The organism is Kitasatospora sp. NPDC050463 (assembly GCF_040655255.1).
Classification (GTDB): domain Bacteria; phylum Actinomycetota; class Actinomycetes; order Streptomycetales; family Streptomycetaceae; genus Kitasatospora.
The window spans coordinates 1-25,743 of sequence record NZ_JBFAJO010000012.1 but is presented as its reverse complement, the minus strand read 5'-3'; the positions used below and the strand labels follow the sequence as shown (position 1 = coordinate 25,743).

Here is a 25,743-nt window from a genome sequence, read left to right as displayed (position 1 = left end):
CCGAATTCTGCGGTTCTGCACTGCTTGTCACTCGGACAGTCTGTCCCATGCCCGGTCCCCCTCCGAGCACGGGGCACGGTTCAGCGGAGCAGTGCGGACACGCCCTGGCTCGCGCAGACCACCCGCCAGACGTCCTTCGCCTCCCAGCCCGCGTCCAGTGCCTGCCGCACCGTCCGCCCGCCCAGCTCGCTCATCACGTGATCGGTGGCGAAGGACTCCGCGTACGCCTCTCCGAAGTGCGCGTACATCCGTCGCCAGAAGTCGGTCAGCCTCATGCCCACCAGTATCCCGGACCGGACGGAAAGGGCTCCAGGGCTTCCGGTCGGCCGCCCCCGGCCCCACCGGGCGGTCCACGTCGTCGGCGGTGAAGCGGCGCGGCACCGGCCGCTCGGCGGCGAGACGGACGGTCATCCCCCGATCGTCTCCCGCGGCGCGCCGACCGTCACCGGGTTTTCCGGGTGCCCCGGCGCCGCCGCTCAGTGCGGCAGCGCCAGCGTCCCCGCGCCGTAGTACTGGCGGTCGCCGCAGGAGTACGGGCCGGGCGGGCAGGCGGCGGCCGCGGTGGTGGCCAGCAGGGCGGCGAGCCGGTCCGCGTCCCAGTCCGGGTGGAGCGCGGCGGCCACCGCGACCGCGCCGGTGACGTGGGCCGCGGCCATCGAGGTGCCGGCCAGCGCGGCGAACTGGCCGGCGGGCCAGTCGGAGACGACCGCGCCCTGCGGGCCGCCGTCCGGGTCCCCACCGGGGGCGGCCAGCGAAACCCTTCCGCGCCCGTAGTTGGAGTAGGCGGAGGGGTGGCCGTCCCGGTTGACGGCGGTCACCGTGACCACCCCTGGCAGTTCTCCGGGCAGCCGGACGCACTCGGTGCCGACGTAGCGGGTCCGGGCCGGACCGGAGGTGCGGTCGTTGGGACTGCGGTCGTCGGTGCGGGCGGCCCCGAGGTCCTGCCCGTCGTTGCCGGCCGAGGCCACCACCACCGCGCCCTTGCGCCGGGCGTAGTCGACGGCCCGGGCGACGGCGGCGGTCAGTGCCGCCTGGTCGGCGTCCTCGGGGCAGTTGTACTTCCAGGGATCGGCGAAGTAGCTGTTGTTGATCGCCCTGGCGCCGTGGTCGGCGGCCCAGAGCATGCCGCAGACGATGTTCTCCGCGTAGTACTGCCCCAGCGGGCCGAGCAGCCGGACGGCGGCGATCCGGGCCCCGGGGGCGACCCCGCTGACGCCGTGGCCGTCCCGGGCGGCGCCGACGATCCCGGCGACGTGCGTACCGTGGCCGCTCTCGCCGACCCCGGGGTCCGGCCGCCAGGCGCCGGTCCGGGCGTCCGGGCGGCCGTCCGCGCAGGAGGCGGAGCTCTTCGGGTCCACGGCGGCGCGCAGGTCCGGATGGGTGTCGTCGACGCCCGAGTCGAGCACCGCGACCAGCACCTTCCGCAACGCGTCGGCGGAGGGCGTGCCCGCGTCGGTGCCGGGGCCGCGCAGCAGGGTGGGCGTGGAGTCGCCGGACGGGCCGCCGACCGCGCCGAGCATCGTGAGGTTCCAGGCGTCGCGCTCGCCCGGGTCGGCCACGGTGACGGTGGCGTCGTCCGCGCCGTCGGCGCCCGCCCGGTCGCCACCGGCTCCCGTCCCGAAGTTCCCGGCGCCGTCCAGCGGCCGGGGCGGGCTCGGTACCGGAGCCGTCCGGGTCGCGCCCACCGCGGCCACCCCGGGCCGGGCCCGGACCTTCTCGGCGAAGCCGCCGGCGGCGTACGCGAGGACGGCTCCGATCTGCGGGTACTCCTGGACGACCTGCCCGCCGGCGGAGCGCGCCTCGGTCCCGGCCCGGGCGGTGCCGGCCGCGTCCTCCTGCTCGGCCAGCACCAGATAGCTGAGGTAGGCCCGCCCCGGTCCGGCCACGTAGGGGACGGCGCCGCCGACCACCAGCGCGGTGAGCAGCATCGCGAGCAGGGCCCGGACGGGGCCCCGGGTCCGGCGCGGAGAGACCGGCACGGGACCGCTGCCGGCCGGGGGCGCCTGCGCCATCGCACGGTCTCCGCTCGTCGGTCCCGGTGGCCGCGGGAGGTCCGGCGATCACCGGAGGTCCGATGGCCACGGGAGGATCAAGTGTCTGGAACATCACCATATGAGCGGATTATCCTTTCTGCCTTCCCGGCGGCCCGCGCGCCCTTCCCGGCGGCCCGCTCGCCCTTCCCAGCGGCCCGGGCCGCGCCTCCCACCCGTCCCCTCACCCGGGCCCCGCCGCGCACCCGTCCCTTTGTCAGTGCCACCCGGCACCATGGGGGCATGGCGCCGCAGACCCAGCCCCAGCCGCCCACCGACCCGCTGGCCGGATTCGCCCCGGCCACCCGGGCCTGGTTCACGGGCGCCTTCCGCGCGCCCACCACCGCCCAGGCCGAGGCGTGGCACGCCATCGCCCGGGGGACGGACGTCCTGGTGGTCGCCCCCACCGGCTCCGGCAAGACGCTCGCCGCCTTCCTCTCCGCGCTGGACCACCTCAGCAGCACGCCGCCCCCCGCCGAGCCGAAGCGCCGCTGCCGGGTGCTCTACATCTCGCCGCTCAAGGCCCTCGCGGTCGACGTCGAGCGGAACCTGCGCGCCCCACTGGCCGGCCTGCGCCAGGCCGCCGTCCGGCTCGGCCTGCCCGAGCCCGAGGTCCAGGTCGGCATCCGCTCCGGCGACACCCCCGCCGCCGACCGGCGCCGCTTCACCACTCACCCGCCGGACATCCTGATCACCACCCCCGAGTCGCTCTTCCTGCTGCTCACCTCCGCGGCCCGGGAGGCGCTGCGCGGCATCGACACGGTGATCCTGGACGAAGTGCACGCCGTGGCCGGCACCAAGCGCGGCGCCCACCTCGCGCTCTCCCTGGAGCGGCTGGACGAGCTGCTGGAGCGCCCGGCCCGCCGGATCGGCCTTTCCGCCACGGTCCGCCCGGTCGAGGAGGTGGCCCGCTACCTCAGCCCGCGGCGCGGGGCCACCGTCGTCCAGCCCGCCAGCACCAAGGAGTTCGACCTCTCGGTGGTCGTCCCCGTCCCCGACCTGGACGATCTGCCGCCCGCCCCCACCTCCGGCGGCGGCGCCGACGGCGAACGCCAGGCCGGCGGCGCCTCGATCTGGCCGCACGTCGAGGAGCGGATCGTCGACCTCGTCCAGGCCCACCGCTCGACCATCGTCTTCGCCAACTCCCGCCGGCTCGCCGAGCGCCTCTGCAACCGGCTCAACGAGATCGCCTACGAACGCACCGCCGGCGTGCCACTGCCGGAGGCGCACGCACCCGCCCAGCTGATGGCCGAGTCCGGCGTCGCCAAGGGCGCCCCGCCGGTCATCGCCCGCGCCCACCACGGCTCGGTCTCCAAGGAGCAGCGCGCCCTGGTCGAGGAGGAGCTGAAGGCCGGCCGGCTGCCCGCCGTCGTCGCCACCTCCAGTCTGGAGCTCGGCATCGACATGGGCACCGTCGAGCTGGTCGTCCAGGTCGAGTCACCGCCCTCGGTCGCCTCCGGCCTCCAGCGGGTCGGCCGGGCCGGCCACCAGGTCGGCGCCGTCTCCACCGGCGTCTTCTTCCCCAAGTACCGGGGTGACCTGGTGCAGTCCGCCGTGGTCACCGAGCGGATGCGGGCCGGCCGGATCGAGGCGCTGCGCATCCCGCGCAACCCGCTGGACGTACTCGCCCAGCAGCTCGTCGCCATGACGGCGCTCGACACCTGGCCGGTGGACGACCTGCTCGCCCTGGTCCGCCGGGCCGCGCCGTTCGCCACCCTGCCGCAGTCCGCCTTCGACGCCGTGCTCGACATGCTGGCCGGCCGTTACCCCTCGGACGCCTTCGCCGAGCTCCGCCCCCGCCTGGTCTGGGACCGCGTGGCCGGCACCGTCACCGGCCGCCCCGGCGCCCAGCGGCTCGCCGTCACCTCCGGCGGCACGATCCCCGACCGCGGCCTGTTCGGCGTCTTCATCGCCGGCTCCGAGGCGGCCGACGCCGAAGCGGGCAAGAAGGGCGGCGGCGGCCGCCGGGTGGGAGAGCTCGACGAGGAGATGGTCTACGAGTCCCGCGTCGGCGACGTCTTCACCCTCGGCACCACCTCGTGGCGGATCGAGGAGATCACCCACGACAAGGTGCTGGTGACCCCCGCGCCGGGGGTGCCCGGCCGCCTCCCGTTCTGGAAGGGCGACACCCTCGGCCGCCCTCTCGAACTCGGTCGCGCGCTCGGCGCGTTCACCCGCGAGCTCGGCGCCCTGGAGCCCGCGGCCGCCACCACCCGGCTCCGGCAGGCCGGCCTGGACGACTGGGCCGCGGGGAACCTGCTCGGCTACCTCGCCGAACAGCGCACCGCCTGCGGCCACCTCCCGGACGACCGCACCATCGTGGTCGAGCGCTTCCGCGACGAGCTCGGCGACTGGCGGATCGTCATCCACTCCCCCTTCGGGGCCCAGGTGCACGCCCCCTGGGCCCTCGCGATCGGCGCCCGGCTGCGGGAGAAGCACGGCCTGGACCCGCAGGTCATGCACGCCGACGACGGCATCGTGCTCCGCCTCCCCGACGCCGACCTGCTCGACTTCCCCGTGGAACAGGCGGTGCCCGACGACGCCCCGGTCGGCGCCGACGCCGCCCTGTTCGACTCCGGCGAGATCGAGCAGCTCGTCACCGACCAGGTCGGCGGCTCGGCCCTGTTCGCCTCCCGGTTCCGCGAGTGCGCCGGCCGCGCCCTGCTGCTCCCCCGGCGCAGCCCCGGCCGGCGCACCCCGCTCTGGCAGCAGCGCCAGCGCTCCGCGCAGCTCCTGGAGGTCGCCGCCGAGTACGGCTCCTTCCCGATCGTCCTGGAAGCCGTCCGGGAGTGCCTCCAGGACGTCTTCGACGTCCCCGGTCTGGTCGAGCTGATGCGGGACCTCGAATCCCGTGCCGTCCGCCTGGTCGAGGTGACCACGCCCGAGCCCTCCCCGTTCGCCCGCTCGCTGCTCTTCGGCTACGTCGCCCAGTTCCTCTACGAAGGCGACTCCCCGCTCGCCGAGCGCCGGGCCGCCGCCCTGTCGCTCGACTCCCGGCTGCTCTCCGAGCTCCTCGGCCAGGCCGAGCTGCGCGAACTGCTGGACCCGCAGGTCCTCGCCGAGCTGGAGGCGGAGCTCCAGCGCCTCACCCCCGAGCGGCGGGTCAAGGACGCCGAGGGCGTCGCCGACGCCCTGCGGCTGCTCGGCCCGCTCACCGAGGCCGAGCTGACCGCCCGCGGCGCCGAACCGCTCTGGGCCCTGGAGCTCGAAGCCGCCCGCCGGGTGATCGCGGTCCGGATCGCCGGCGAGCAGTGCTGGGCCGCCGTCGAGGACGCGGGCCGGCTGCGCGACGCCCTGGGCACGCCCCTGCCGGTCGGCGTCCCCGAGGCCTTCACCGAGCCGGTCAAGGACCCTCTGGGCGATCTCCTCGCCCGGTACGCCCGCACCCACGGCCCGTTCACCGCCGTCGAGGCCGCCGCCCGCTTCGGTCTCGGCAGCGCGGTGGTCGCCGGCACCCTCCAGCGGCTCACCGCCGCCGGCCGCCTGGTGCAGGGCGAGTTCCGCCCGCCCGACGCCCGCCACCCCGCGTCGCAGGCGTCCCCCTCCCCCGACGGCCATCTCGCCACCGTCGAGTGGTGTGACGCCGAAGTGCTGCGCCGGCTGCGCCGCCGCTCGCTGGCCGCGCTGCGCCAGGAGGTCGAGGCCGTCCCACCGCGCGCCCTGGCCGCCTTCCTCCCGCAGTGGCAGCACCTGGCCGGCCACCGGCTGCGCGGCCCCGACGGCCTGCTCCGCGTGGTCGAGCAGCTCCAGGGCACCGCCCTGCCCGCCTCCGCCCTGGAGAAACTGATCCTCCCGGCCCGACTCGCCGACTACTCCCCCGGCCTGCTGGACGAGCTGATGGCAGCCGGTGAGATCGGCTGGTCCGGCGCCGGCGCGCTGCCCGGCAAGGACGGCTGGATCAGCCTGCACCTCGCCGAGAACGCCCACCTGCTGCGTCCCGAGCCCGTCCCGCCCGCCGTCACGCCCGTGCACTCCGCGCTGATGGAGTCGCTGGCCGGCGGCTACGGGCTCTTCTTCCGCCAGCTCGTCGCGCAGCTCCCCGACACCGCCGAGGCCGAGCTCGTCGAGGCCCTCTGGGACTTGGTCTGGGCCGGGTACGTCAGCAACGACACCCTCGCCCCGCTGCGGGCCCTGCTCGGTTCCGGCCGGACGGCCGGAGCCACCGCGCACCGGGCGCCCCGGGCCACCCCGCGCGGGCGCTACGGCGGGGCGGGCCGCGCCTTCGGCCGGGCCGGCGGAGCCCTGCGCAGCGGGCCGCCGACGGTGGCCGGGCGCTGGTCGCTGCTGCCGGCCTTCGACGCCGACCCGACGGTCCGGGCCACCACGCAGGCCCAGAGCCTGCTGGACCGGCACGGTCTGCTCACCCGGGGCGCGGTGGCGGCCGAGCGGGTCCCGGGCGGCTTCGCCGGGGTCTACCGGGTGCTGGCCGCGATGGAGGAGCGCGGCCGGGCCCGCCGGGGGTACTTCGTGGAGGGCCTGGGCGGTGCCCAGTTCGCCATGGACGGCGCCGCGGACCGGCTGAGGTCGGTCAACGGGCGGCTGGAGCGGGCCCGGGCCACCGAATGGCCGGCCGGGCCGGCGGCCGAGCCGCCGCAGGTGCTGGTGCTGGCCGCCGCCGACCCGGCGAACGCCTACGGCGCGGCTCTGCCCTGGCCCGATCCGCCGGCCGCGCCGGGTGCCAAGGAGACCGGGGCGGGCAAGGAGACCAAGGAGGCTCGGGCGCACCGGCCCGGGCGCAAGGCCGGCGCCCTGGTGGTCCTGGTCGACGGCGAGCTGAGCCTCTACGTCGAGCGGGGCGGCAAGTCCCTGCTGGCCTGGCCGGAGGACGAGGGCACGCTCGCCGCGGCGACGGCCGCGCTGGCCTCGGCGGTTCGCGCGGGAGCGCTCGGCAGCGTCACCGTCGAACGGGCCAACGGCGTGCCCGCCCTCGGCTCCGTACTCGGCGCCGCACTGGAGGAGGCCGGTTTCCACGCCACCCCACGGGGCCTGCGGCTGCGGCCCTGACACACCCGGGCCGCGGGCCGCGGCCCCGACCGGTCCGGAATCCACATCCGCCGGACACCCCTCCCGACGGACACCCGGCCCGATGAAGACCCGGCCCGGCCGGTGCAGGCCGGCCGGACACGGCGAAGGCCGGGAGCCGGGAACCCCGTCTCGCGGCCTTCGCACCGCATCGCTCGTGTCACCCGATCGGAGGCTCCGCCTCCGGACGGGCCCTCGCCTCACCCGTTCGGCACCGAACCGGTCCGGTCGACCGCCAGTCGGCATGGACCGGAATCAGGCCGAGCCCCCACCCGCCGGCCGCGAGGAGCCCCAGCACGGCTCCGTCCGCGGGCTGTCCCCGGAACACCAGCCAGCCGCCGAGCCCGGCCACCAGCGCCGGCAGAAGCCGACGAAAAGGCCGGGGCACCAGCTGCCCCAGCCGTATTCGGGCCTCGGTGAACGCCGTTGCTGCCTTCCGCACGACCGGCCTCCTTCGCTCGCCCCGGGCACCAGGCGCCCGGGCGTCGAGGCCAGGTCAGGCGGCGACCACGTCCATCGCGGCGGCCTTGGGCGAGAGGTTCGCCCGGTCGTTGCCGGGGGCGGGCAGCGGTACCGGTTCGAGCACCGGCCTCAGCAGTTCACCTTCGGAGAGGCTGGACATCGCCGCAAGTTCGGCGAGCGAGAGTTCATCGCTGACCTCGCGCATGACCTCGGACATTCGAACGTCCAGTGCGTCGCAGATCGCGGAGAGCAGCTCCGAGGAGGCCTCCTTCTGTCCCCGCTCGACCTCGGAGAGGTAACCGAGCGAAACCCTGGCTGCTGCCGACACCTCGCGAAGTGTGCGGCCCTGGCGCTGGCGCTGCCGACGCAGTACATCGCCCAGTAGGCGACGGAGCAGGATCATCGGTGCCTCCCTCCTCGGACTGCGGATCGAGATGTCACGCCCCCACCGTACCGCCTTGCCCGCTTCGCGTGCGGGGACCATGGTCGTGTTCACTCTGGGCTGCAAGGCTGTCCCCTCCCCTGTTTCGGTGTCGCACCCGGGCTCGCGCGCACCTCGTCGTACCCTCTGTGCGGCACCCGGGCCACCGCCACGCCACTCGTTCGCCACCCGGTTTCTGCCCAACCAGGACCTCCGATGTAACACGATCCTCCAGCCGGCTCATCCCCGTACGCCGGTTCGCCAGGTCTCGGTTCGGTGGAGATCCGCCCGGAGGTGTCCGCCCGGCGGCCGGAACGGGGTCGGGACGACGCCGTCGGCGGCGGGCGGTGCACGGCGGCGAGCGGCGCGGCGGGCACGGTGAGTGGGCGGCGGGTCAGTGCGTGGGCGCACCGGACGGAAGCCGCCCGACGAGCAGTTCCAGGGCGGCGGTCACCGCCCCGTGACGGATTGTGGCACGGTCCCCCGACAGCCGCGGCGAACTGACCAGAGTTCCCCCCGGGCCGGCCACCGCGAGGTGTACCGTGCCCACCGGCTGCCCGTCCTGGGGCTCCGGCCCGGCCACCCCGGTGGTCGCGAGCCCGTACGTGGCACCCAGCAGCCGCCGCACGCCCTCGGCCATCTGCCGGGCCACCAGCGGGTGGACCGGCCCGTGCACGGCCAGCAGGCCCTCGTCGACGCCGAGCACCGAGGCCTTCAGCCCGGTCGCGTACGCGGTGACCGACCCCCGGAAGGTCGCCGACGCCCCCGGGACGTCGACCAGCGCGGCCGCCAGCAGCCCACCGGTGAGCGACTCGGCGACCGCCACCGTGCTGCCCTCCCCGCGCAGCACGGCGTGCGCCTTCAGCGCCAGCTCGTAGTCCACTCCGGACCCCACCCCGTTCGCCTCCTTCACCGGCCCGCGCGCTCCGCGGCCAGCCCCTCACGGCGCAGGCGCAGCGCCTGCCCGACGTAGTCCAGCGCGGTCGCGACGGTCAGCAGCACCGCCAGCGTCATCAGCACGGCCCGGGCGGTGGCCAGCCAGCCGGTCAGCTCCAGCACGTACATGCCGACCGCGATGCCCTGGGTGAGCGTCTTCAGCTTGCCGCCCCGGCTGGCCGGGATGACCCCGTAGCGGATCACCCAGAACCGCATCAGGGTGATGCCCAGCTCGCGGGCCAGGATGACGATCGTGACCCACCACGGCAGGTCGCCCAGCACCGAGAGGCCGATCAGCGCCGAGCCCATGATCGCCTTGTCGGCGATCGGGTCGGCGATCTTCCCGAAGTCGGTGACCAGGCCCTTGCGACGGGCCAGCTCGCCGTCGAACAGATCGGTGATCATCGCGACGGCGAACGAGGCCCAGGCCACCGCGCGCCACTTGGGGTCGTGGCCGCCGTCGGCGAAGAGCAGCGCCACGAAGACCGGCACCAGCAGCAGCCGGAGCATCGTGAGCATGTTCGCGATGTTCCAGATTCCGGGTGCCGGCGGCACCGCGGCCGCCGGTCTGCCCGGGTGAGCCGCGGCCGGGGCGCCGGGCCCCTTGGTCATTCCCCGGCTCCCACGGCCTGGCGGACCCGGACCTGCTCCAGCGCCTCGGCGACCAGGTCGACGCCCTCGCTGGCGACCACGCGGGCCCGGTAGAACCGGCCGACCTCCGGGTCCTCCACGCCGGTGAGCGTGGTGAGACCGTCCGTCTCGGGGGCCTGGTGGGCGGCGCGGCCCTCGACCAGGTCGCCGTCGACCGATTCGATCAGCACCTCGATCTCGGTGCCGATCCGCTGCTCGGCCCGCTGGGCGGTCATCTCCTCGGCGAGCCTGGAGAGCCGGTTCAGCCGGTCCGCCACCACGTCCTCGGGCAGCTTGCCCTCATAGGTCGCGGCCTCGGTGCCGTCCTCGTCGGAGTAGCCGAAGACGCCGATCGCGTCGAGGCCGGCGTGCGTGACGAACCGCTCCAGCTCGGCGAAGTCCTCCTCGGTCTCCCCGGGGAAGCCGACGATGAAGTTGGAGCGGGCGCCGGCCTGCGGGGCCTTGCCGCGGATGGTCCCGAGCAGCTCCAGGAACTGGTCGGTGGACCCGAACCGCCGCATCCGGCGCAGCACCGCGGGCGCCGAGTGCTGGAACGAGAGGTCGAAGTAGGGCACCACGTCGGTGGTGCCGGTCATCGCGTCGATCAGCCCGGGCCGCATCTCGGCCGGCTGCAGGTAGGAGACCCGGACCCGCTCGACGCCCTCGATCGCGGAGATCTCGCCGAGCAGCGTCTCCAGCAGCCGGATGTCGCCGAGGTCCTTGCCGTAGGAGGTGTTGTTCTCGCTGACCAGCACCACCTCACGGACGCCCTGGGCGGCCAGCCACTGGGCCTCCTGCAGCACGTCGGAGGGGCGGCGCGAGATGAACGAGCCGCGGAAGGCCGGGATGGCGCAGAAGGAGCACCGGCGGTCGCAGCCCGAGGCGAGCTTCACCGAGGCGACCGGGTTGTCGTCCAGCCGCTTGCGCAGGGTGCGTGGCCCGGAGGCCGGGGCGACGCCCTCGGGCAGGTCCTCGGGGGCCCCGTGGCCCGGGAGGGCGACCTCGGCGGCTGCGGCCTGGCGCTCGACCGGGCTCAGCGGCAGCAGCTTGCGGCGGTCGCGCGGGATGTGCGGGGCGTGGTGGCCGCCGGAGAGGATGGTCTGCAGGCGGTCGGAGATGTCGGAGTAGTCGTCGAAGCCGAGCACACCGTCCGTCTCGGGCAGCGCGTCGGCCAGCTCCTTGCCGTACCGCTCGGCCATGCAGCCGACCGCGACGACGGCCTGGGTTCGGCCGTGCCCCTTGAGGTCGTTGGCCTCCAGCAGGGCGTCGACGGAGTCCTTCTTGGCGGCTTCGACGAAGCCGCAGGTGTTGACGACGGCGACGTCGGCTTCGGCGGCGTCGTCGACCAGCAACCAGCCGTCGGCCTCCAGTCGCCCGGCGAGTTCCTCGGAGTCCACCTCGTTGCGGGCGCATCCGAGCGTGACAAGGGCGACAGTACGGCGTTCAGGCATAGGGCCAAGATTAACGCGCGGCCTCCGGTGCCGTTCGCCCCGGAGGCCGCGCGCCTCGGATTACCAGATCTTCGCCGGGCCGTACGGCCCCTGCTATCAGCCCGCCTGCGGGTCGCCGGGGGTGTACGTGACGTGCACCACCTGGCCGTTCTTCCCCGCCGGACCGAGGTCCTTGCCGTTGACGTACACGTGCACGGCACCCGCGTTGCCGATCACCAACTTGATCTGCTTGGGGTCGGTGAAGGTCTGGTCCTGGCCTTCGGCGATGTTGTTCTGGAACAGCGACTTGCCGCTGCCGTCCAGCGCCGAGACCCAGCTGGTGTCCTTCTCGGCGACCAGCTTCACGGTGACCTTGTCGGCCGGTGCGGCCGCGATCGCCGCGGCGCTGGGCGCCGGGGCGGGCGGCTGGACGCTCGGCGAGGCGGCGGGGGCGACCGAGCCGGTGCCGGAGCCGCTGGGCAGCGGTGCGCTGGCGGAGCCGGTGGTCGAACCGCCGGTCTTGCCGCTCACCAGGTTGAAGCCGATCAGGGCGACCACCGCGAAGATCGCGGCCACCATGGCGGCCGTCCAGTTCGGCCGGCCTCGGCCGGGCACCTTGATCGGCCCGCTGTCGATCAGCTGGGTGGGCCGCTTGCCCGCGGGGGCGCCGCCGTGCGCGGCGTCGTACCGCGCCACCAGCGCCTCGCCGTCCACGCCGACCGCCCGGGCGATGGCGCGGATGTGGCCACGGGCGTAGAAATCGCCACCGCATCGGGCGAAGTCGTCCTCCTCGATGGCATGCACGATCGGCACCCGGACCCGGGTGGCGGTACTCACCTGATCGACCGTGAGGCCGGCGTCGATCCGGGCGACGGACAGCACCCGGCCGATGCTCGGGGCATCGGCCGCGTGCTCCGCGGCGCCGGACAGCTCGGCGGACGAGGGAGCGTTCTCGCGATCGGGGGACTTGCCGATGGTCACGGGGCACGCCTTTCGAGCGGATGGCCACCTGCTGGAGAACAGTCTAGGGGCGGGGGTGGATCGTTTCTCAAGCGGGACAGGACCGAATGCGCACACCCGCCCGGGTCTGGTTCCGATCGGCCACTGAACGGCCGTCAGGGCGGGGCCGCCGTTTCCGGAGGCCGTTCCTTCCGCCCTGTGACGCGGTGCACGTCGGATCGGTTCCGCGCACCGCGCCTACCCTCCTCCGAACGAGTGAACACCCCCTCAGGGGCACGCTGAGTCCGGTGCGCGGCGGTCAGCCGCGGATGCCGACGATGACCCCGTCCAGCTCGTCCGGTTTCACCAGGACGTCGCGGGCCTTGGAGCCCTCGCTCGGGCCGACGATCCCGCGCGACTCCATCAGGTCCATCAGCCGGCCGGCCTTGGCGAAGCCGACCCGCAGCTTGCGCTGGAGCATGGAGGTGGAGCCGAACTGGGTGGAGACGACCAGCTCGGCAGCCTGGATCAGCAGGTCCAGATCGTCGCCGATCTCCTCGTCGATCTCCTTCTTCGGCCCGCCGCCGACCGTCACGTCGTCCCGGTAGACCGCCGTCAGCTGGTCCTTGCAGTGCTGGACCACGGCGGCGATCTCCGCCTCGGTGACGAACGCGCCCTGCATGCGGATCGCCTTGCTCGCTCCCATCGGGAGGAAGAGCGCGTCACCCTTGCCGATCAGCTTCTCCGCACCGGGCTGGTCCAGGATGACCCGGGAGTCGGCCATCGCCGAGGTGGCGAACGCCAGCCGGGACGGCACATTGGCCTTGATCAGTCCGGTGACCACGTCCACCGAGGGCCGCTGGGTGGCCAGCACGAGGTGGATGCCGGCCGCCCGGGCCAGCTGGGTGATCCGGACCACCGAGTCCTCGACGTCGCGCGGGGCGACCATCATCAGGTCGGCCAGCTCGTCGACGATCACCAGCAGGTACGGGTACGGGGTCAGCTCGCGCTCGCTGCCCAGCGGCGCGGTCACCTTGCCGGCCTTCACGGCCGCGTTGAAGTCGTCCACGTGCCGGAAGCCGAACGCGGCGAGGTCGTCGTAGCGCAGGTCCATCTCGCGCACCACCCACTGGAGGGCCTCGGCGGCCTTCTTGGGGTTGGTGATGATCGGCGTGATCAGGTGCGGGATGCCCTCGTACGCGGTCAGCTCGACCCGCTTGGGGTCGACCAGCACCATCCGCACCTCGTCCGGAGTGGCCCGGGCCAGTACCGAGGTGATCAGGCAGTTGATGCACGACGACTTGCCGGCGCCGGTCGCGCCGGCCACCAGGATGTGCGGCATCTTGGCGAGGTTGGCCATCACGGTGTGGCCCTCGACGTCCTTGCCCATGCCGACCACCATCGGATGGGTGTCCTCGGCGGCCGTGCGCGAGCGCAGCAGGTCCCCGAGGTTGACCATCTCGCGGTCCCGGTTGGGGATCTCGATGCCGACCGCGGACTTCCCCGGGATCGGGCTGATGATCCGCACGTCCGGGCTGGCCACCGCGTACGCGATGTTCTTGCCGAGCGCGGTGATCCGCTCCACCTTGACGGCCGGCCCCAGCTCGACCTCGTACCGGGTGACCGTCGGCCCCCGGGTGAAGCCGGTGACCTTGGCGTCCACCTTGAACTCGGAGAAGGTGCTGGTGAGCTGGGCCACCACCTCGTCGTTGAGGGCACTGCGGGCCTTCGCCGGGCCACCGCGCTCCAGCAGGTCGAGCGGGGGGAGCGCGTAGGTGATGTCACCGGAGAGCTGGAGCTGCTCCATCCGTGCCGGCGCCGGGCCGTGCTCCTCGGGGGCCGGCTGGCCGCCGCTGCGGGCGGGCGGCACCGCGGCCTCCTCCGGCGGGGCGGTGCGGTCCTGCACCTGGTGCATCATGTCCGCCACCGCCGAGGAGGCGGGCACCCCGTAGACCAGCGCGCCGTCCAGGTCGGCGGCGGCGCCGGCGGCGAGGTCCCGGGTGGCGTACGGGTCCTCCGGCTCCTTGCCGAACGGGTCCTTGGCGAGCAGGTCGGGGACGCTGGAGGACAGCTCCGGGTCGTCCAGCTGCTTGCGCCGGCGGCGGCGCCGACGGGCGGCGATCTCGTCCTGCGGGGTGCCGGTGTCCACGGTGAACGGCAGCGCCGAGGGATCCGCGTCCTCCGGCGGCTCGGTGGAGAGCTCGCGCTCCGGCGTACGCCCCTCGGCGAACGCCTCCTGCGGACCGGCCTCGACCACGCCGAGCCGCACTCCGGCGGCGCGCAGCCGCTCGGGAATCCGGTTGACCGGGGTGGCGGTGGTCACCAGCAGGCCGAAGAAGGCCAGCAGCAGGAGCAGCGGCACCGCCAGCGGCGGTCCGGCGGCGGCCATCATCGGGGTGGAGACGGCCCAGCCGACGATGCCGCCGGCGGCCCTTATCCGGGTCGCACCGCTGCCCATCATGGGCGCGCCGCACCCGATGTGGACGAGACCGAGCACGCCGACCACCAGCGCGCTCAGACCGATCATGATCCGCCCGTTGGCCTCCGGCAGCTCCGGGTGACGCATCAGCCGGACCGCGACGGCCGCCAGCAGGAACGGCACCAGCACGTCCAGGCGGCCGAAGAGCCCGGAGACCACGTTGGTGGCGGCCTCGCCGAGCCAGCCCTGCGGGCTGAACCAGGTACCGGCCGCGGTGACCAGCGCGAGCGCGAACAGCAGCAGGCCGATGCCGTCCTTGCGGTGCGCCGGGTCCAGGTTCTTGGCGCCGTCGCCGAAGCCGCGGAAGACCGCGCCGACCCCGTGCGCCAGGCCGAGCCAGACGGCCCGGACGGCCCGGAAGAGTATCGGCCTCGGAGCCGGCGGGGCGGGCGGCGCGGGCTTGGCCGCCGCCTTCTTCGCCGGGGCGGCCTTCTTGGCGGCCGGCTGCTTCGCGGCCGGCTTGGCCGGAGCCTTCGCCGCGGCCTTCTTGGACGGTCCCGGACTCGAGTTGCGCGCCGCGCTTCCGGGCGTACGTGTGGCCATGGCTCAGCAGCCTACCGGGGCCGACCACCTGTGCCCATGCGCCGAGCCGGGGTGCCCCGCCGTGTCGCAGACACACCGTCACACCGGTCCGGTTTCACCCGGACGGGTGATCCCGACCGCTGCTACTCCACCCCTGGGCGCAACGCGTCCAACGCCCGCCGCAGACCCGCCAGCTTGCGCTCCAGGTGCACCGCGGTGGCCGCGACCCCGCCGTCCTCGGTGCCGTCCAGCTGCTTGACGAGCGCCTCGGCCTGCTCCTCCACCGACGCCAGCCGCGCCGACAGCTCGCCGAGCAGCGCACCGCCGATGGCCGACTGTTCGCCGCCCGCCTCCAGTTGCAGCCGCAGCAGCGCGGCCTGCTCCTTGAGCTGGCAGTTCTTCATGTAGAGGTCGACGAAAACGGAGACCTTGGCGCGCAGCACCCACGGGTCGAAGGGCTTGGAGATGTAGTCCACCGCGCCCGCCGCGTAGCCGCGGAAGGTGTGGTGCGGCCCGTGGTTGATCGCGGTCAGGAAGATGATCGGGATGTCCCGGGTGCGCTCGCGGCGCTTGATGTGGGCGGCCGTCTCGAAGCCGTCCATCCCTGGCATCTGGACATCCAGCAGGATCACCGCGAAGTCGTCGGTGAGCAGCGCCTTGAGCGCCTCCTCACCGGAGACCGCGCGCACCAGCGTCTGGTCCAGCGCCGAGAGGATCGCCTCCAGCGCCAGCAGGTTCTCCGGCCGGTCGTCGACCAGGAGGATCTTCGCCTTCTGCATTAGGACCCGCCCTCCTGTCGCCTGCCTGCCTGGGGAAGGCACTCGCACACTGCCCACCATTACCCCGGTCATGCTAGCCGCACCCCCTCGCCCGGCACATCGCCCCGTCGCAACCTGATCCGGGACAACGCGCACCCAGTGCCCCGGCGCACGCTCACCAGCGAGTTGCCATCCGGTCACTGTTCGCAACGATCGGTGACCCTACCGGGTTCCCGGCCCTCCCCGCCAGCAAACCGCGCCCCGAAAGGCGCGAACCCCGGAGCGGGCTCCGGGGTTCGCGCCCCCACGGTTCGGCGACCCGGCGACCCGGCGCCTCACAGCTCGGCGGCTCGACGGCTCGGCGGCTCGACGGCTCGGCGGTTCGGCGACCCGGCGGCTCGGCGGTGAAGGGACGCTAGGACTTCCGCGCCGCCAGCCACTCGTGCATCACCGTCAGCAGGTGGTCGGTCTCCACCGGCTTGGTGATGTGGTCGGTGGCACCGGCCTCCAGGGACTTCTCCCGGTCGCCCTTCATCGCCTTGGCCGTCAGTGCGATGATCGGCAGCCCGGCGAACTGCGGCATCCGGCGGATCGCCTCGGTCGTCGCGTACCCGTCCATCTCCGGCATCATGATGTCCATCAGGACCAGCGCGACGTTCTCGTGCTGCTCCAGCATCTCGATGCCCTCGCGGCCGTTCTCGGCGTACAGGACGGTCAGGCCGTGCTGCTCCAGGACGCTGGTGAGCGCGAAGACGTTGCGGACGTCGTCGTCCACGATCAGCACCTGCTCGCCGTCGAAGCGGGTGTCCACCCGGGAGGGCTGGCGGGCCACCTGGCCGCCGACCGGCAGCCGGCCCTCGGCCGGCCCCTCCAGGGCGGCGCGACGGCGCTCGACGGCACCGCGGCGGCGCTCCTCGGCGAGTTCGCGGACCTCCTGGGCCCAGTGGTCGGCCGGGTTCTCGCCGACCGGGACGGGCGTACCGGCCGGAGTGACCCCGACCGAGGCCCGGATCGCCGGGACGTTCGGAGCGGACTGCGGCGCGACGTCCCCGCCCTCGGTGCGCAGCGGCAGGTAGAGGGTGAACGTGGAGCCCTTGCCCAGCTCGCTCTCGGCGTGGATCTCACCGCCGAGCAACCGGGCGATCTCCCGGCTGATCGAGAGCCCGAGACCGGTGCCGCCGTACTTGCGGCTGGTGGTGCCGTCGGCCTGCTTGAAGGCCTCGAAGATCTCCCGCAGCTTGTTCCCCGGGATGCCGATGCCCGTGTCGGAGACCGAGAAGGCGATCAGCGGGTCGTCCGGGCCCTGGATCGCGCCGGCCTCCAGCAGCCGCTCCCGGACGTGCTGCGGGACGTCGTGGCCGGCCGGACTGATCGAGAAGTCCACCGCGCCGGAGTCCGTGAACTTGACGGCGTTGGAGATCAGGTTGCGCAGCACCTGCTGGAGCCGCTGCTCGTCGGTGTGCAGGGTGACCGGCAGCGCCGACGAGACCCGCACCGAGAAGTCCAGGTTCTTGTCCAGCGCGACCGGCTGGAAGGTGGCCTCGACGTAGTCGACCAGCTGGACCAGGGCGATCCGGGCCGGACGGACGTCCATCTTGCCGGCCTCGACCTTGGAGAGGTCCAGGATGTCGTTGATCAACTGGAGCAGGTCGGACCCGGCGCCGTGGATGGTGTCGGCGAACTCGACCTGCTTGGGCGAGAGGTTGCCCTCGTTGTTGTCGGAGAGCAGCTTGGCCAGGATCAACAGCGAGTTGAGCGGGGTGCGCAGCTCGTGGGACATGTTGGCGAGGAACTCGCTCTTGTAGCGGGAGGCCAGGGCGAGCTGCTCGGCGCGCTCCTCCAGGACCTGCCGGGCCTCCTCGATCTCACTGTTCTTGATCTCGATGTCGCGGTTCTGCTGCGCCAGTTGCTCGGCCTTCTCCTGCAACTCCTCGTTGGTCCGCTCCAGTTCCTCCTGGCGCGCCTCCAACTCGGCCGATCGCATCGAGAGTTCGGCGGTGAGCCGCTGGGACTCCAGCAGCAGGCCCTCGGTCTTGGTGTTGACGCTGATGGTGTTGACCGTGACGCCGATCAGATCGGCGATCTGGTTGAGGAAGTCCAGCGCGACGGTGGTGAAGGAGCTGAAGGTGGCCAGCTCGATCACGCCCAGCAGCCGGCCCTCGAACAGCACCGGCAGCACCACGATGTGGGCCGGCGAAGCCTCGCCGAGGCCCGAGGCGATCTTCAGGTACCCGGGCGGGGCCTCCTTGAGGATGATCGAGCGCTTCTCCACCGCCGCCTGGCCGATCAGCGACTCGCCGGGCCGGAAGGTGGTCGGCATCGCCCGCCGCTGGTAGCCGTAGCTGCCGATCAGCCGCAGCACGGTGTCGTTCTCGTCGTCGTCCTCGGTGATCAGTTCGGCGGTGCGGCCGGCCGGCTGGGCCAGGAAGAAGGCGCCGTGCTGGGCCGAGACCACCGGGGTCAGCTCGGTCATGATCAGCGAGGCGACCGCCTCCAGGTCCCGGCGGCCCTGGAGCAGACCGGAGATCCGGGCCAGGTTGGTCTTCAACCAGTCCTGCTCCTGGTTGGTCCGGGTGGTCTCGCGCAGGTTGGCGATCATCTGGTTGATGTTGTCCTTGAGCTCGTCGAGCTCACCGGACGCGTCCACGTCGATCCGCAGCGAGAGATCGCCCCTGGTCACCGCGGTGGCGACCTGGGCGATCGCGCGCACCTGCCGGGTCAGGTTGTTGGCCAGCTCGTTCACCGACTCGGTGAGGTCCTGCCAGGTGCCGTCGACCCCCGGCACCCGGGCCTGTCCGCCGAGCCGCCCGTCGGTGCCGACCTCGCGGGCCACCCGGGTCACCTCGTCGGCGAACGACCCCAGCTGGTCGACCATGATGTTGATGCTGGTCTTGAGCTCCAGGATCTCGCCGCGCGCGTCCACGTCGATCTTCTGCGAGAGGTCGCCGCGCGCCACCGCCGTGATCACCAGCGCGATGTTGCGGACCTGGCCGGTCAGGTTGTTCGCCATCAGGTTGACGTTGTCGGTCAGGTCCTTCCAGATGCCGGCCACACCCGGCACCCCCGCCTGGCCGCCCAGGATGCCGTCGGTGCCCACCTCGCGGGCCACCCGGGTCACCTCCACCGCGAAGGCGGACAGCTGGTCGACCATGGTGTTCAGGGTGCCGGCCAGCGCCGCCACCTCGCCCTGCGCCTCGATGGTGATCTTCTTGGAGAGGTCACCGCTGGCCACCGCGGTGGCGACCTCGGCGATGTTGCGCACCTGACTGGTCAGGTTGGACGCCATGAAGTTGACGTTGTCGGTCAGGTCCTTCCAGATGCCCGACACCCCGCGCACCCGGGCCTGACCACCCAGGATCCCCTCGGTACCCACCTCGCGCGCCACCCTGGTCACCTCGTCGGCGAACGCCGAGAGCTGGTCGACCATGGTGTTGACGGTGGTGACCAGCTCCAGGATCTCGCCACGGGCGTCGACGGTGATCTTCTTGGAGACGTCCCCGCGCGCGACCGCCGTGGTCACCTCCGCGATGTTGCGGACCTGGCTGGTCAGGTTGTTCGCCATCAGGTTGACGCTGTTGGTCAGGTCCTTCCAAGTGCCGGAGACCCCCGGCACGCTCGCCTGACCGCCGAGGATGCCCTCGGTCCCGACGTCCCGGGCGACCCTGGTCACCTCGTCCGCGAAGGCCCCCAGCTGGTCCACCATCGTGTTGATGGTGTTCTTCAGCTCCAGGATCTCGCCCCGCGCGTCCACCTGGATCTTCTGCGAGAGGTCGCCCTTGGCCACCGCCGTCGTCACCTGCGCGATGTTGCGCACCTGATCGGTGAGGTTGTTCGCCATGAAGTTGACGTTGTCGGTGAGGTCCCGCCAGACCCCGGCCGCGCCCGGCACCTGCGCCTGACCACCCAGACGGCCCTCGGTACCCACCTGGCGGGCCACCCGGGTCACCTGCTCGGCGAAGCCGGAGAGCTGGTCCACCATCGTGTTGATGGTGTTCTTCAGCTCCTGGATCTCGCCCCGGGCGTCCACCTCGATCTTCTGCGAGAGGTCCCCGCGCGCCACCGCCGTCGTCACCTGCGCGATGTTGCGCACCTGGCCGGTCAGGTTGTCGGCCATGAAGTTCACCGAGTCGGTGAGGTCCCGCCAGACCCCCGCGACACCGGGCACCTGCGCCTGACCGCCGAGGCGGCCCTCCGTCCCCACGTCCCTGGCGACGCGGGTGACCTGCGCGGCGAAGCCGTTGAGCTGGTCCACCATGGTGTTCACGGTGTTCTTCAGCTCAAGCATCTCACCGGCCACCTCGACCGTGACCTTGCGCGACAGGTCGCCCTTGGCCACCGCCGTCGTCACCTGCGCGATGTTGCGCACCTGCGCGGTCAGCCGGCCGGCCATGGTGTTGACCGAGTCCGCCAGGTCCTTCCAACTGCCCGAGACGCTGCGCACCTTGGCCTGGCCGCCCAGCTTGCCCTCGGTGCCGACCTCGCGCGCCACCCGGGTCACCTCGTCGGTGAACTCCGACAGCTGGTCCACCAGTCCGTTGACCGTCCGGCCGATCTTCAGGTACTCACCGCGCAGCGGGTGGCTCACCCCGTTGCTGTGCAGCGAGCGCAGCTCCATCTTCTGGTCCAGGTCGCCCTCGGCGATCGAGGCCAGCACCCGGCCCACCTCGGCCATCGGCCGGGCCAGGTCGTCGATCAGCGCGTTGCAGTTGTCGACCGCCGCCATCCAGGCGCCCTCGCCGGCGCCCGTCTCCAGCCGCTCGTTCAGCCGGCCCTCACGGCCCACCGCGCGCCGGACCCTGGCCAGTTCACCGGTCAGGTGCTGGTTCCGCTCGGCGACCTCGTTGAACACCGCGGCGATCTCGGCCAGCGGACCGTCGCCGGGCACGGTCAGCCGGCGCCGGAAGTTGCCGTCGCGCATCGCGGTCAGCGCGGCCAGCAGCTTGCGCAGCTCGGCCGGCTCCGCCCCGCGGCTGTGGTTCGCTCGCCGGCCGGCCGCGCTCCGCGGCGCGGCCCCGGACCGCACACCACGCTGGGCGGGCGGCGTCGTACCGGTTGCGTCCTTGGTGGCCGAACTCAACGGGCCCCTCCCAGATCGTGAACTGTCCGGTGACCTCCGGGCCCCGTTTTCGGGGCGCGAAGCGGCACCGGCCGGCGCAAACAGCGTCCTGGTGACCTCGCGGCTCACCGGAACCCGCATCGACCGTACTGCTCCCACGGGCGTCACGGACCCCCCAGTCTGGCAGCACTGGCGCCGGGTATACGGCCGGTTGCGCTCGGTTGGTACCGCCCCGAGCGAAACAGGTGGGCAGAATCACCCTCAGGTGCCTGTTTCGGCGCCCCGCCCCCACGGGGAACCAACCGGAAAGTAGGGTGGAGCGCTGCACCGGGCCACGACCCGACCCAGCGCCGCCGCTCACCCCGCCGGCGCGTACGGGGACATCGGCGCCGCACCCGGACAGCCAGCGCCAGAGCAGAGGAGAAGTGGCAACGTGGTCACCGCGCGCGCAGCCGCCACCTTCGAACCCGTCGGCCGGTCGGCCTCGGCCGCCCGCTCCTTCGTCCGGGACGCGCTGCTGGGCTGGGGACTGCCCGAAATCGTCGACGACGCCGTGGTGCTGGTCAGCGAACTCGTCACCAACGCCGTCGTGCACGCCGGCACCGCCGCCGAGGTCTGCTGCCTGCGCGAGGAGGAGACCGTCCGGATCGAGGTCACCGACCACCACCCCGAACGCGGCCTGCCGGCCTTCGCCGACGTCCCCGTCACCGCCTCCGACCGCTACGCCGACCCCGACGGCGAGGGCGGCCGCGGCCTGTTGATGTGCTCCGCCCTCGCCGAATGCTGGGGCGTCGAGTACTCCGCCGGCCGCAAGACCGTCTGGTTCCGCCTCGCCCTGCCCGCGCACGTCACCGGCACCCGCTACGCCGTCCCCGCCACCCCGGGCAGCGAACTGCCCAGCAGCGCCGGCCCGGTCCACGTCGCCGTCGTCCAGCTCGACGACGACGGCCGCGTCCTCGCCTGGAACCCGGACGCCGAGGCGCTCTTCCAGCACCCGGCCGACACCGTGCTCGGCCGTCCCTGGGCCGACCTGACCGTCTGGCCGCAGGGCCCCGGCACCGGGCTCGGCCTGTCCGCCACGCTGCGGCTGGCCCGCTGGGAGGGGAGCTACGGCCTGCGCCACGCCGACGGCCGGACCGTCGAGGTCTACGGCCTGCAGGTCCGCATCCGCGACACCGAGGGCATCCCGTCCACGCTCTGCCTGCTCGTCCTCGAACCCGACCGCGCGGTGCTCCGCTCCCCCGCCCGGGCCCTGCCCGGCGACAAGCCCGACCCGACCGGCTCCCGGCTCGACCTGCTCGCCGGCCCCGCCGCCACCGACGACCTGGACAGCCTGCTCCAGCGCACCGTCGAACGCGCCCGCGACCTGCTCGACGGGGACGCCGCCTACCTGCTGCTCACCACCGAGGACGAGACCGAGTTCGAGGTCCGCGCCGCCACCGGCCTCACCTCCGGACACCGCCGCCACACCCGCTTCCCCGTCGACACCGGGAACCGCTACGACTCCGCCCGCCTGCCGTCCGTCCACGAGGACCTCGCCACGCGGCCCACCGGCCTGCCGGTGCTCAGCGGCAGCGGCATGCGCTCGCTGCTCACCGTCCCGCTCAAGGTCGAGGGCCGGCTGATCGGCTCACTGGGCATCGCCACCGCCGTGCCCGGCCGCTACGACAACGAGGACGCGCTGCGCCTGCAGTTCGCCGCCGACCGGGTCGCCCTGGCCATCGAGAGCACCCGGCTCACCGAGCTCGAACGGCTGCGCCGCGGCTCGCTCTCCTTCCTGGTCGAGGCCTCCGACCTGCTGGCCGGCACCCTGGAGCACGAGCAGACGCTCGCCCTGATGGCCCAGATGGCCGTCCCCACCCTCGCCTCCTGGTGCGCCGTCTACACCAACGGCGACCATGGCGCCCCGGCCTCCCTCGCCTTCGTGCTGCACGAGGACGAGGACCGCATCGACCCGCTGCGCGACCTGCTCGACAAGACCGCCGCCCCGGACTCCGGACCCACCCACGGCGCCCGCTTCTGGGCGGCCCCGGCCGAGACCGCCCGGGCGAGCGGGCTGACCGAGAACCCCGAACTCTCCGGCCTGCTCGGCGAGACGGTCGTCCTGCCGCTGGTCGCCCGCAACCGGGTCATCGGCCTGCTCGCCCTCGGTGTCCCGGCCGGTGTGAGGTTCCGCCAGGAGATCCTGGAACTGGCCGAGGACCTCTCCCGCCGCGCCGCCCTCGCGCTCGACAACTCCCGCCTCTACTCCGAGCGCACCGCCACCAGTCAGGCGCTGCAACGCAGCCTGCTCCCGCCGGACCTGCCCGAGATCCCGGGCGTCGAGGTGGACGTCTACTACCAGGCCGCCGGCGAGGGCAACGAGGTCGGCGGCGACTTCTACGACCTCTTCACCATCCGCGAGGGCACCTACGGCTTCGCCATCGGCGACGTCTGCGGCACCGGCCCCGAGGCCGCCTCCGTCACCGGTCTGGCCCGGCACTCGCTGCGCCTGCTCGCCCGCGAGGGCCTGGACGCCCCACAGGTCCTCAGCCGGCTCAACGCGGCCATCCTGGACGAGGGTTCGCGCAGCCGCTTCCTCACCCTGCTCTACGGCGAGCTCACGCCCCGGCCGGACGGCAGCACCGAGCTGTCACTGGTCTGTGCCGGTCACCCGCTGCCGCTGCGGCTGCGCACCGACGGCCAGGTCGACCGCGCCGCCACTCCGCAGCCGCTGCTCGGGGTGATGGAGGAACTCGACCTGACCGCCGAGCACTTGGTCCTCTCCCCCGGCGAGGTTCTGCTCTGCGTCACGGACGGGGTGACCGAACGCCGCGAGGGGCGGCGGATGCTGGGCGACGACGGCCTGGCCGAGGTCCTCACCGGCTGCACCGGGCTGACCGCCGGCGCGGTCGCCCTGCGGGTGCAGCGGGCCGTCGAACGGTTCGCCCCGGAGCCGCCGTCCGACGACATGGCGATCCTCACGCTGCGCGTACCCACCCAGCGCCCGGGCTGACCGGGGTCCCGCCGGCTGCGGGCCACCCGCCGCGGCCGTCGATCCGCCGCACGGCCGAGCGGCTCCGTCCGCCGGGCGTCCACAGCTGGCCGACCGTGAGCGTTCCACAGCTGACGACGCCACAAATTGTGCGATTCACAAGGGTACAAGCCAGTTCGGCCGGGTACACCGATCTCACCGGGGAATCCCCCGGCGGGGACACGACCAGCAGTTCTTCCGCTGGCCCATCATTCTGACCGCAGCCGTCGCACGCTCCTGTCGTGCGCCCTCGGCGCGGTCGCGCGCATCCACCTCATCGAACATCCTCAGCGGTTCACAGCGCCCTGCGCGCGCCCAGAGTGAAAGGAGCCTCCGGTGAGCAACGACGCTACCGGGGCACAGAACGCCCGCTCCACCGGAGCCGACGCGGGGAACCTCGGTTACCTCGCCCTCGGCCTGACCCTCCTCGCCTACGGTCTCCTCTCCACTGGCATCCTCAGTGGCACCGGGGTCGGGGACTCCGCCCACCTCGCCCACCTTCTCGGCGGCCTCACCCTGTTCATCGCAGGCATCTGGCAGCTCCGCAACGGCGAGGGCTTCACCGGAACGGCGTTCACCAGCCTCGGTGCCTTCTGGGCCACCTGGTCGGCCGCCGGCGGGGCCGGCAAGAACGCGGCCGGCCTGTTCCTGCTCCTCTGGGCCCTGCTCGCTCTCACCCTCACCGCCGCCGGCTGGAACGCCGGCTTGTTCAGCCGCGCGGTGTACGGCCTGCTGACCGTCTCCCTGGTGCTCTCCGCCATCGCGACCTTCAGCACCTCCGGCGGTCTCGCCAAGTTCGCCGGCTGGGTCGCCGCGGCCTCCGGGCTGGTCGCCTGGTACTGGGCCACCGCGGCACTGACCAACAGCGCGTGGGGCCGGGCCGCGCTGCCGGTCAAGTAACGCCCGACGCCGCAACACCGGTGGGCCGGAGCTCCCCACTCGGGGAGCTCCGGCCCACCGGCCTGTCGTCCTTCGGGTGGCCGGGCGGTCGGGCGGTTCGCACCGCGCCGGTCACCCGCCGGTGCCGACGTGCTCCCCCGCCCGGGCGTCGGCCACCGCGGCATCCGGCCGCCCGGCCGCCCGGCCGCCACGCCACCCGCCGTAGCCCGCCTGGACGGCGTACGCGAAGAGCAGGATCACCACAGCGACCAGGCCGTCCGCCCAGAAGTGGTTGGCCGTGACCACCACGACCGCGACGGTCACCACCGGGTGCAGCACCACCAGCCAGCGCAAGGAGCTCGGCGACACCTTGATCACCGCCACCGCCGCCAGCACGCACCAGGCCACGTGCACCGAGGGCATCGCCGACAACTGGGCGACCTTGACCATCCCACCGACCGTGCCCCCGTACACCGACTGCCCGTACTCCGCCGCGACGTCCACGAACCCCTCCTGCGGCAGCATCCGGGGCGGCGCCACCGGGATGAACTGCACCGCCAGGCAGATCGCCGTCGTGATCACGACCGTGTTCCGCACCCACGCGTAGCGGGCCCGGTGACGTACGAAGACCCACAGCAGAACCGCGATCATCACCGTGAAGTGCATGGCGGCGTAGTAGTAGTTGGCCGCCTTCACCACCGCCGGGCAGGACGTCACGGCTGCCTGCCACGACGCCTCGTCCGGCAACCCGATGGCGAGCTCCGTCCGATGGATCCAGCTCGCCCGGTCCAGCGCGTGCTCGGCACTCATCAGGGAGAGGTGCCCGACCAGCTGCCAGAGCGCGAACAGCGCCAGCAGGGTGCCTGCCTCCCGCAGCAGCGCCGACAGCGGCGCACGCCGCACCCGGGAGGCCGCGTACGCGCCCCCGTAGAGAGCGACCGCGGCGCCCCCGGCGGACTGCCAGGTAAGGGTCAGGTTCTGCAACGGTTCGCGCCTCTCCACCGAGCGGGTTGTGCTGGCAGAGACGTTAACGCAAAAAGACCCCCTCCCGATCGGGAGGGGGTCTTTTTGGAATGATTGTTCGGCGGCGTCCTACTCTCCCACAGGGTCCCCCCTGCAGTACCATCGGCGCTGTGAGGCTTAGCTTCCGGGTTCGGAATGTAACC

At 73.2% G+C, this 25,743-nt stretch carries 14 protein-coding genes and 1 rRNA gene; 3 read left to right on the top strand and 12 right to left on the bottom strand.

Annotated elements, in window-relative coordinates:
* Positions 1-80: 80 nt before the first annotated feature.
* On the bottom strand, positions 81-275 hold the full coding sequence (locus AB0J08_RS10180) for a DUF3046 domain-containing protein (protein ID WP_360629959.1): 195 nt from the start codon (positions 273-275) through the stop codon (positions 81-83).
* Positions 276-476: 201 nt separating this feature from the next.
* Positions 477-2,012 carry a S8 family serine peptidase gene (locus tag AB0J08_RS10175; RefSeq protein WP_360629956.1) on the bottom strand — a complete coding sequence of 512 codons (1,536 nt, stop codon included), beginning with the start codon at positions 2,010-2,012 and terminating at the stop codon, positions 477-479.
* A 261-nt stretch (positions 2,013-2,273) separates the two neighbouring features.
* Here AB0J08_RS10175 and AB0J08_RS10170 point away from each other — a divergent pair, with 261 nt between their 5' ends.
* The gene (locus AB0J08_RS10170; protein WP_360629953.1) at positions 2,274-7,034 is read left to right on the top strand and encodes an ATP-dependent helicase; all 4,761 of its coding nucleotides are present in this window, start codon (positions 2,274-2,276) and stop codon (positions 7,032-7,034) included.
* Positions 7,035-7,548: 514 nt separating this feature from the next.
* Here AB0J08_RS10170 and AB0J08_RS10165 read toward each other — a convergent pair.
* From AB0J08_RS10165 to AB0J08_RS10130, 8 genes are all read right to left on the bottom strand, one after another.
* Positions 7,549-7,917 carry a helix-turn-helix transcriptional regulator gene (locus tag AB0J08_RS10165; RefSeq protein ID WP_329489809.1) on the bottom strand — a complete coding sequence of 123 codons (369 nt, stop codon included), beginning with the start codon at positions 7,915-7,917 and terminating at the stop codon, positions 7,549-7,551.
* A 412-nt stretch (positions 7,918-8,329) separates the two neighbouring features.
* Positions 8,330-8,830, bottom strand: coding sequence for a CinA family protein (locus tag AB0J08_RS10160; protein WP_360629950.1), 501 nt, complete (start codon positions 8,828-8,830; stop codon positions 8,330-8,332).
* A gap of 14 nt (positions 8,831-8,844) precedes the next feature.
* Complete coding sequence (gene pgsA, locus AB0J08_RS10155) at positions 8,845-9,483, bottom strand: CDP-diacylglycerol--glycerol-3-phosphate 3-phosphatidyltransferase (RefSeq protein WP_360629947.1); 639 nt, start codon at positions 9,481-9,483, stop codon at positions 8,845-8,847.
* On the bottom strand, positions 9,480-10,952 hold the full coding sequence (gene rimO / locus AB0J08_RS10150) for a 30S ribosomal protein S12 methylthiotransferase RimO (protein ID WP_360629944.1): 1,473 nt from the start codon (positions 10,950-10,952) through the stop codon (positions 9,480-9,482). Before rimO ends, pgsA begins: the two co-directional genes overlap by 4 nt.
* A 96-nt stretch (positions 10,953-11,048) precedes the next feature.
* Positions 11,049-11,912 carry a RodZ domain-containing protein gene (locus AB0J08_RS10145; RefSeq protein ID WP_360629941.1) on the bottom strand — a complete coding sequence of 288 codons (864 nt, stop codon included), beginning with the start codon at positions 11,910-11,912 and terminating at the stop codon, positions 11,049-11,051.
* Between the two features lie 277 nt (positions 11,913-12,189).
* Positions 12,190-14,892 carry a DNA translocase FtsK gene (locus tag AB0J08_RS10140; protein ID WP_360629938.1) on the bottom strand — a complete coding sequence of 901 codons (2,703 nt, stop codon included), beginning with the start codon at positions 14,890-14,892 and terminating at the stop codon, positions 12,190-12,192.
* A gap of 122 nt (positions 14,893-15,014) precedes the next feature.
* Positions 15,015-15,650 (bottom strand): response regulator, encoded by a 636-nt coding sequence (locus AB0J08_RS10135; protein WP_360629935.1) that lies wholly within the window; start codon positions 15,648-15,650, stop codon positions 15,015-15,017.
* A gap of 394 nt (positions 15,651-16,044) precedes the next feature.
* Positions 16,045-20,577, bottom strand: coding sequence for a HAMP domain-containing protein (locus AB0J08_RS10130; protein ID WP_360630209.1), 4,533 nt, complete (start codon positions 20,575-20,577; stop codon positions 16,045-16,047).
* A 541-nt stretch (positions 20,578-21,118) separates the two neighbouring features.
* Here AB0J08_RS10130 and AB0J08_RS10125 point away from each other — a divergent pair.
* Both AB0J08_RS10125 and AB0J08_RS10120 read left to right on the top strand, forming a co-directional pair.
* Complete coding sequence (locus tag AB0J08_RS10125; protein WP_360629932.1) at positions 21,119-23,680, top strand: SpoIIE family protein phosphatase; 2,562 nt, start codon at positions 21,119-21,121, stop codon at positions 23,678-23,680.
* A 354-nt stretch (positions 23,681-24,034) separates the two neighbouring features.
* A complete protein-coding gene (locus AB0J08_RS10120) occupies positions 24,035-24,598 on the top strand; it encodes an acetate uptake transporter (RefSeq protein ID WP_360629929.1) in 564 nt (187 codons plus the stop codon).
* 111 nt (positions 24,599-24,709) lie between these two features.
* Here AB0J08_RS10120 and AB0J08_RS10115 read toward each other — a convergent pair whose 3' ends face one another.
* Together AB0J08_RS10115 and rrf are read right to left on the bottom strand one after the other, a co-directional pair.
* Entirely contained in the window at positions 24,710-25,579 is an 870-nt protein-coding gene (locus tag AB0J08_RS10115; RefSeq protein ID WP_360629926.1) for a phosphatase PAP2 family protein, read from the bottom strand.
* Positions 25,580-25,656: 77 nt separating this feature from the next.
* A 5S ribosomal RNA gene (gene rrf / locus AB0J08_RS10110) occupies positions 25,657-25,743 on the bottom strand; the annotation flags it as partial.

What these genes read in the sequence shown, in the direction of transcription:
- AB0J08_RS10180 (WP_360629959.1), bottom strand. Translation starts at nt 275, where the DNA reads ATGAGGCTGACCGACTTCTGGCGACGGATGTACGCGCACTTCGGAGAG.
- AB0J08_RS10175 (WP_360629956.1), bottom strand. Translation starts at nt 2,012, where the DNA reads ATGGCGCAGGCGCCCCCGGCCGGCAGCGGTCCCGTGCCGGTCTCTCCG.
- AB0J08_RS10170 (WP_360629953.1), top strand. Translation starts at nt 2,274, where the DNA reads ATGGCGCCGCAGACCCAGCCCCAGCCGCCCACCGACCCGCTGGCCGGA.
- AB0J08_RS10165 (WP_329489809.1), bottom strand. Translation starts at nt 7,917, where the DNA reads ATGATCCTGCTCCGTCGCCTACTGGGCGATGTACTGCGTCGGCAGCGC.
- pgsA (WP_360629947.1), bottom strand. Translation starts at nt 9,483, where the DNA reads ATGACCAAGGGGCCCGGCGCCCCGGCCGCGGCTCACCCGGGCAGACCG.
- rimO (WP_360629944.1), bottom strand. Translation starts at nt 10,952, where the DNA reads ATGCCTGAACGCCGTACTGTCGCCCTTGTCACGCTCGGATGCGCCCGC.
- AB0J08_RS10140 (WP_360629938.1), bottom strand. Translation starts at nt 14,892, where the DNA reads ATGGCCACACGTACGCCCGGAAGCGCGGCGCGCAACTCGAGTCCGGGA.
- AB0J08_RS10135 (WP_360629935.1), bottom strand. Translation starts at nt 15,650, where the DNA reads ATGCAGAAGGCGAAGATCCTCCTGGTCGACGACCGGCCGGAGAACCTG.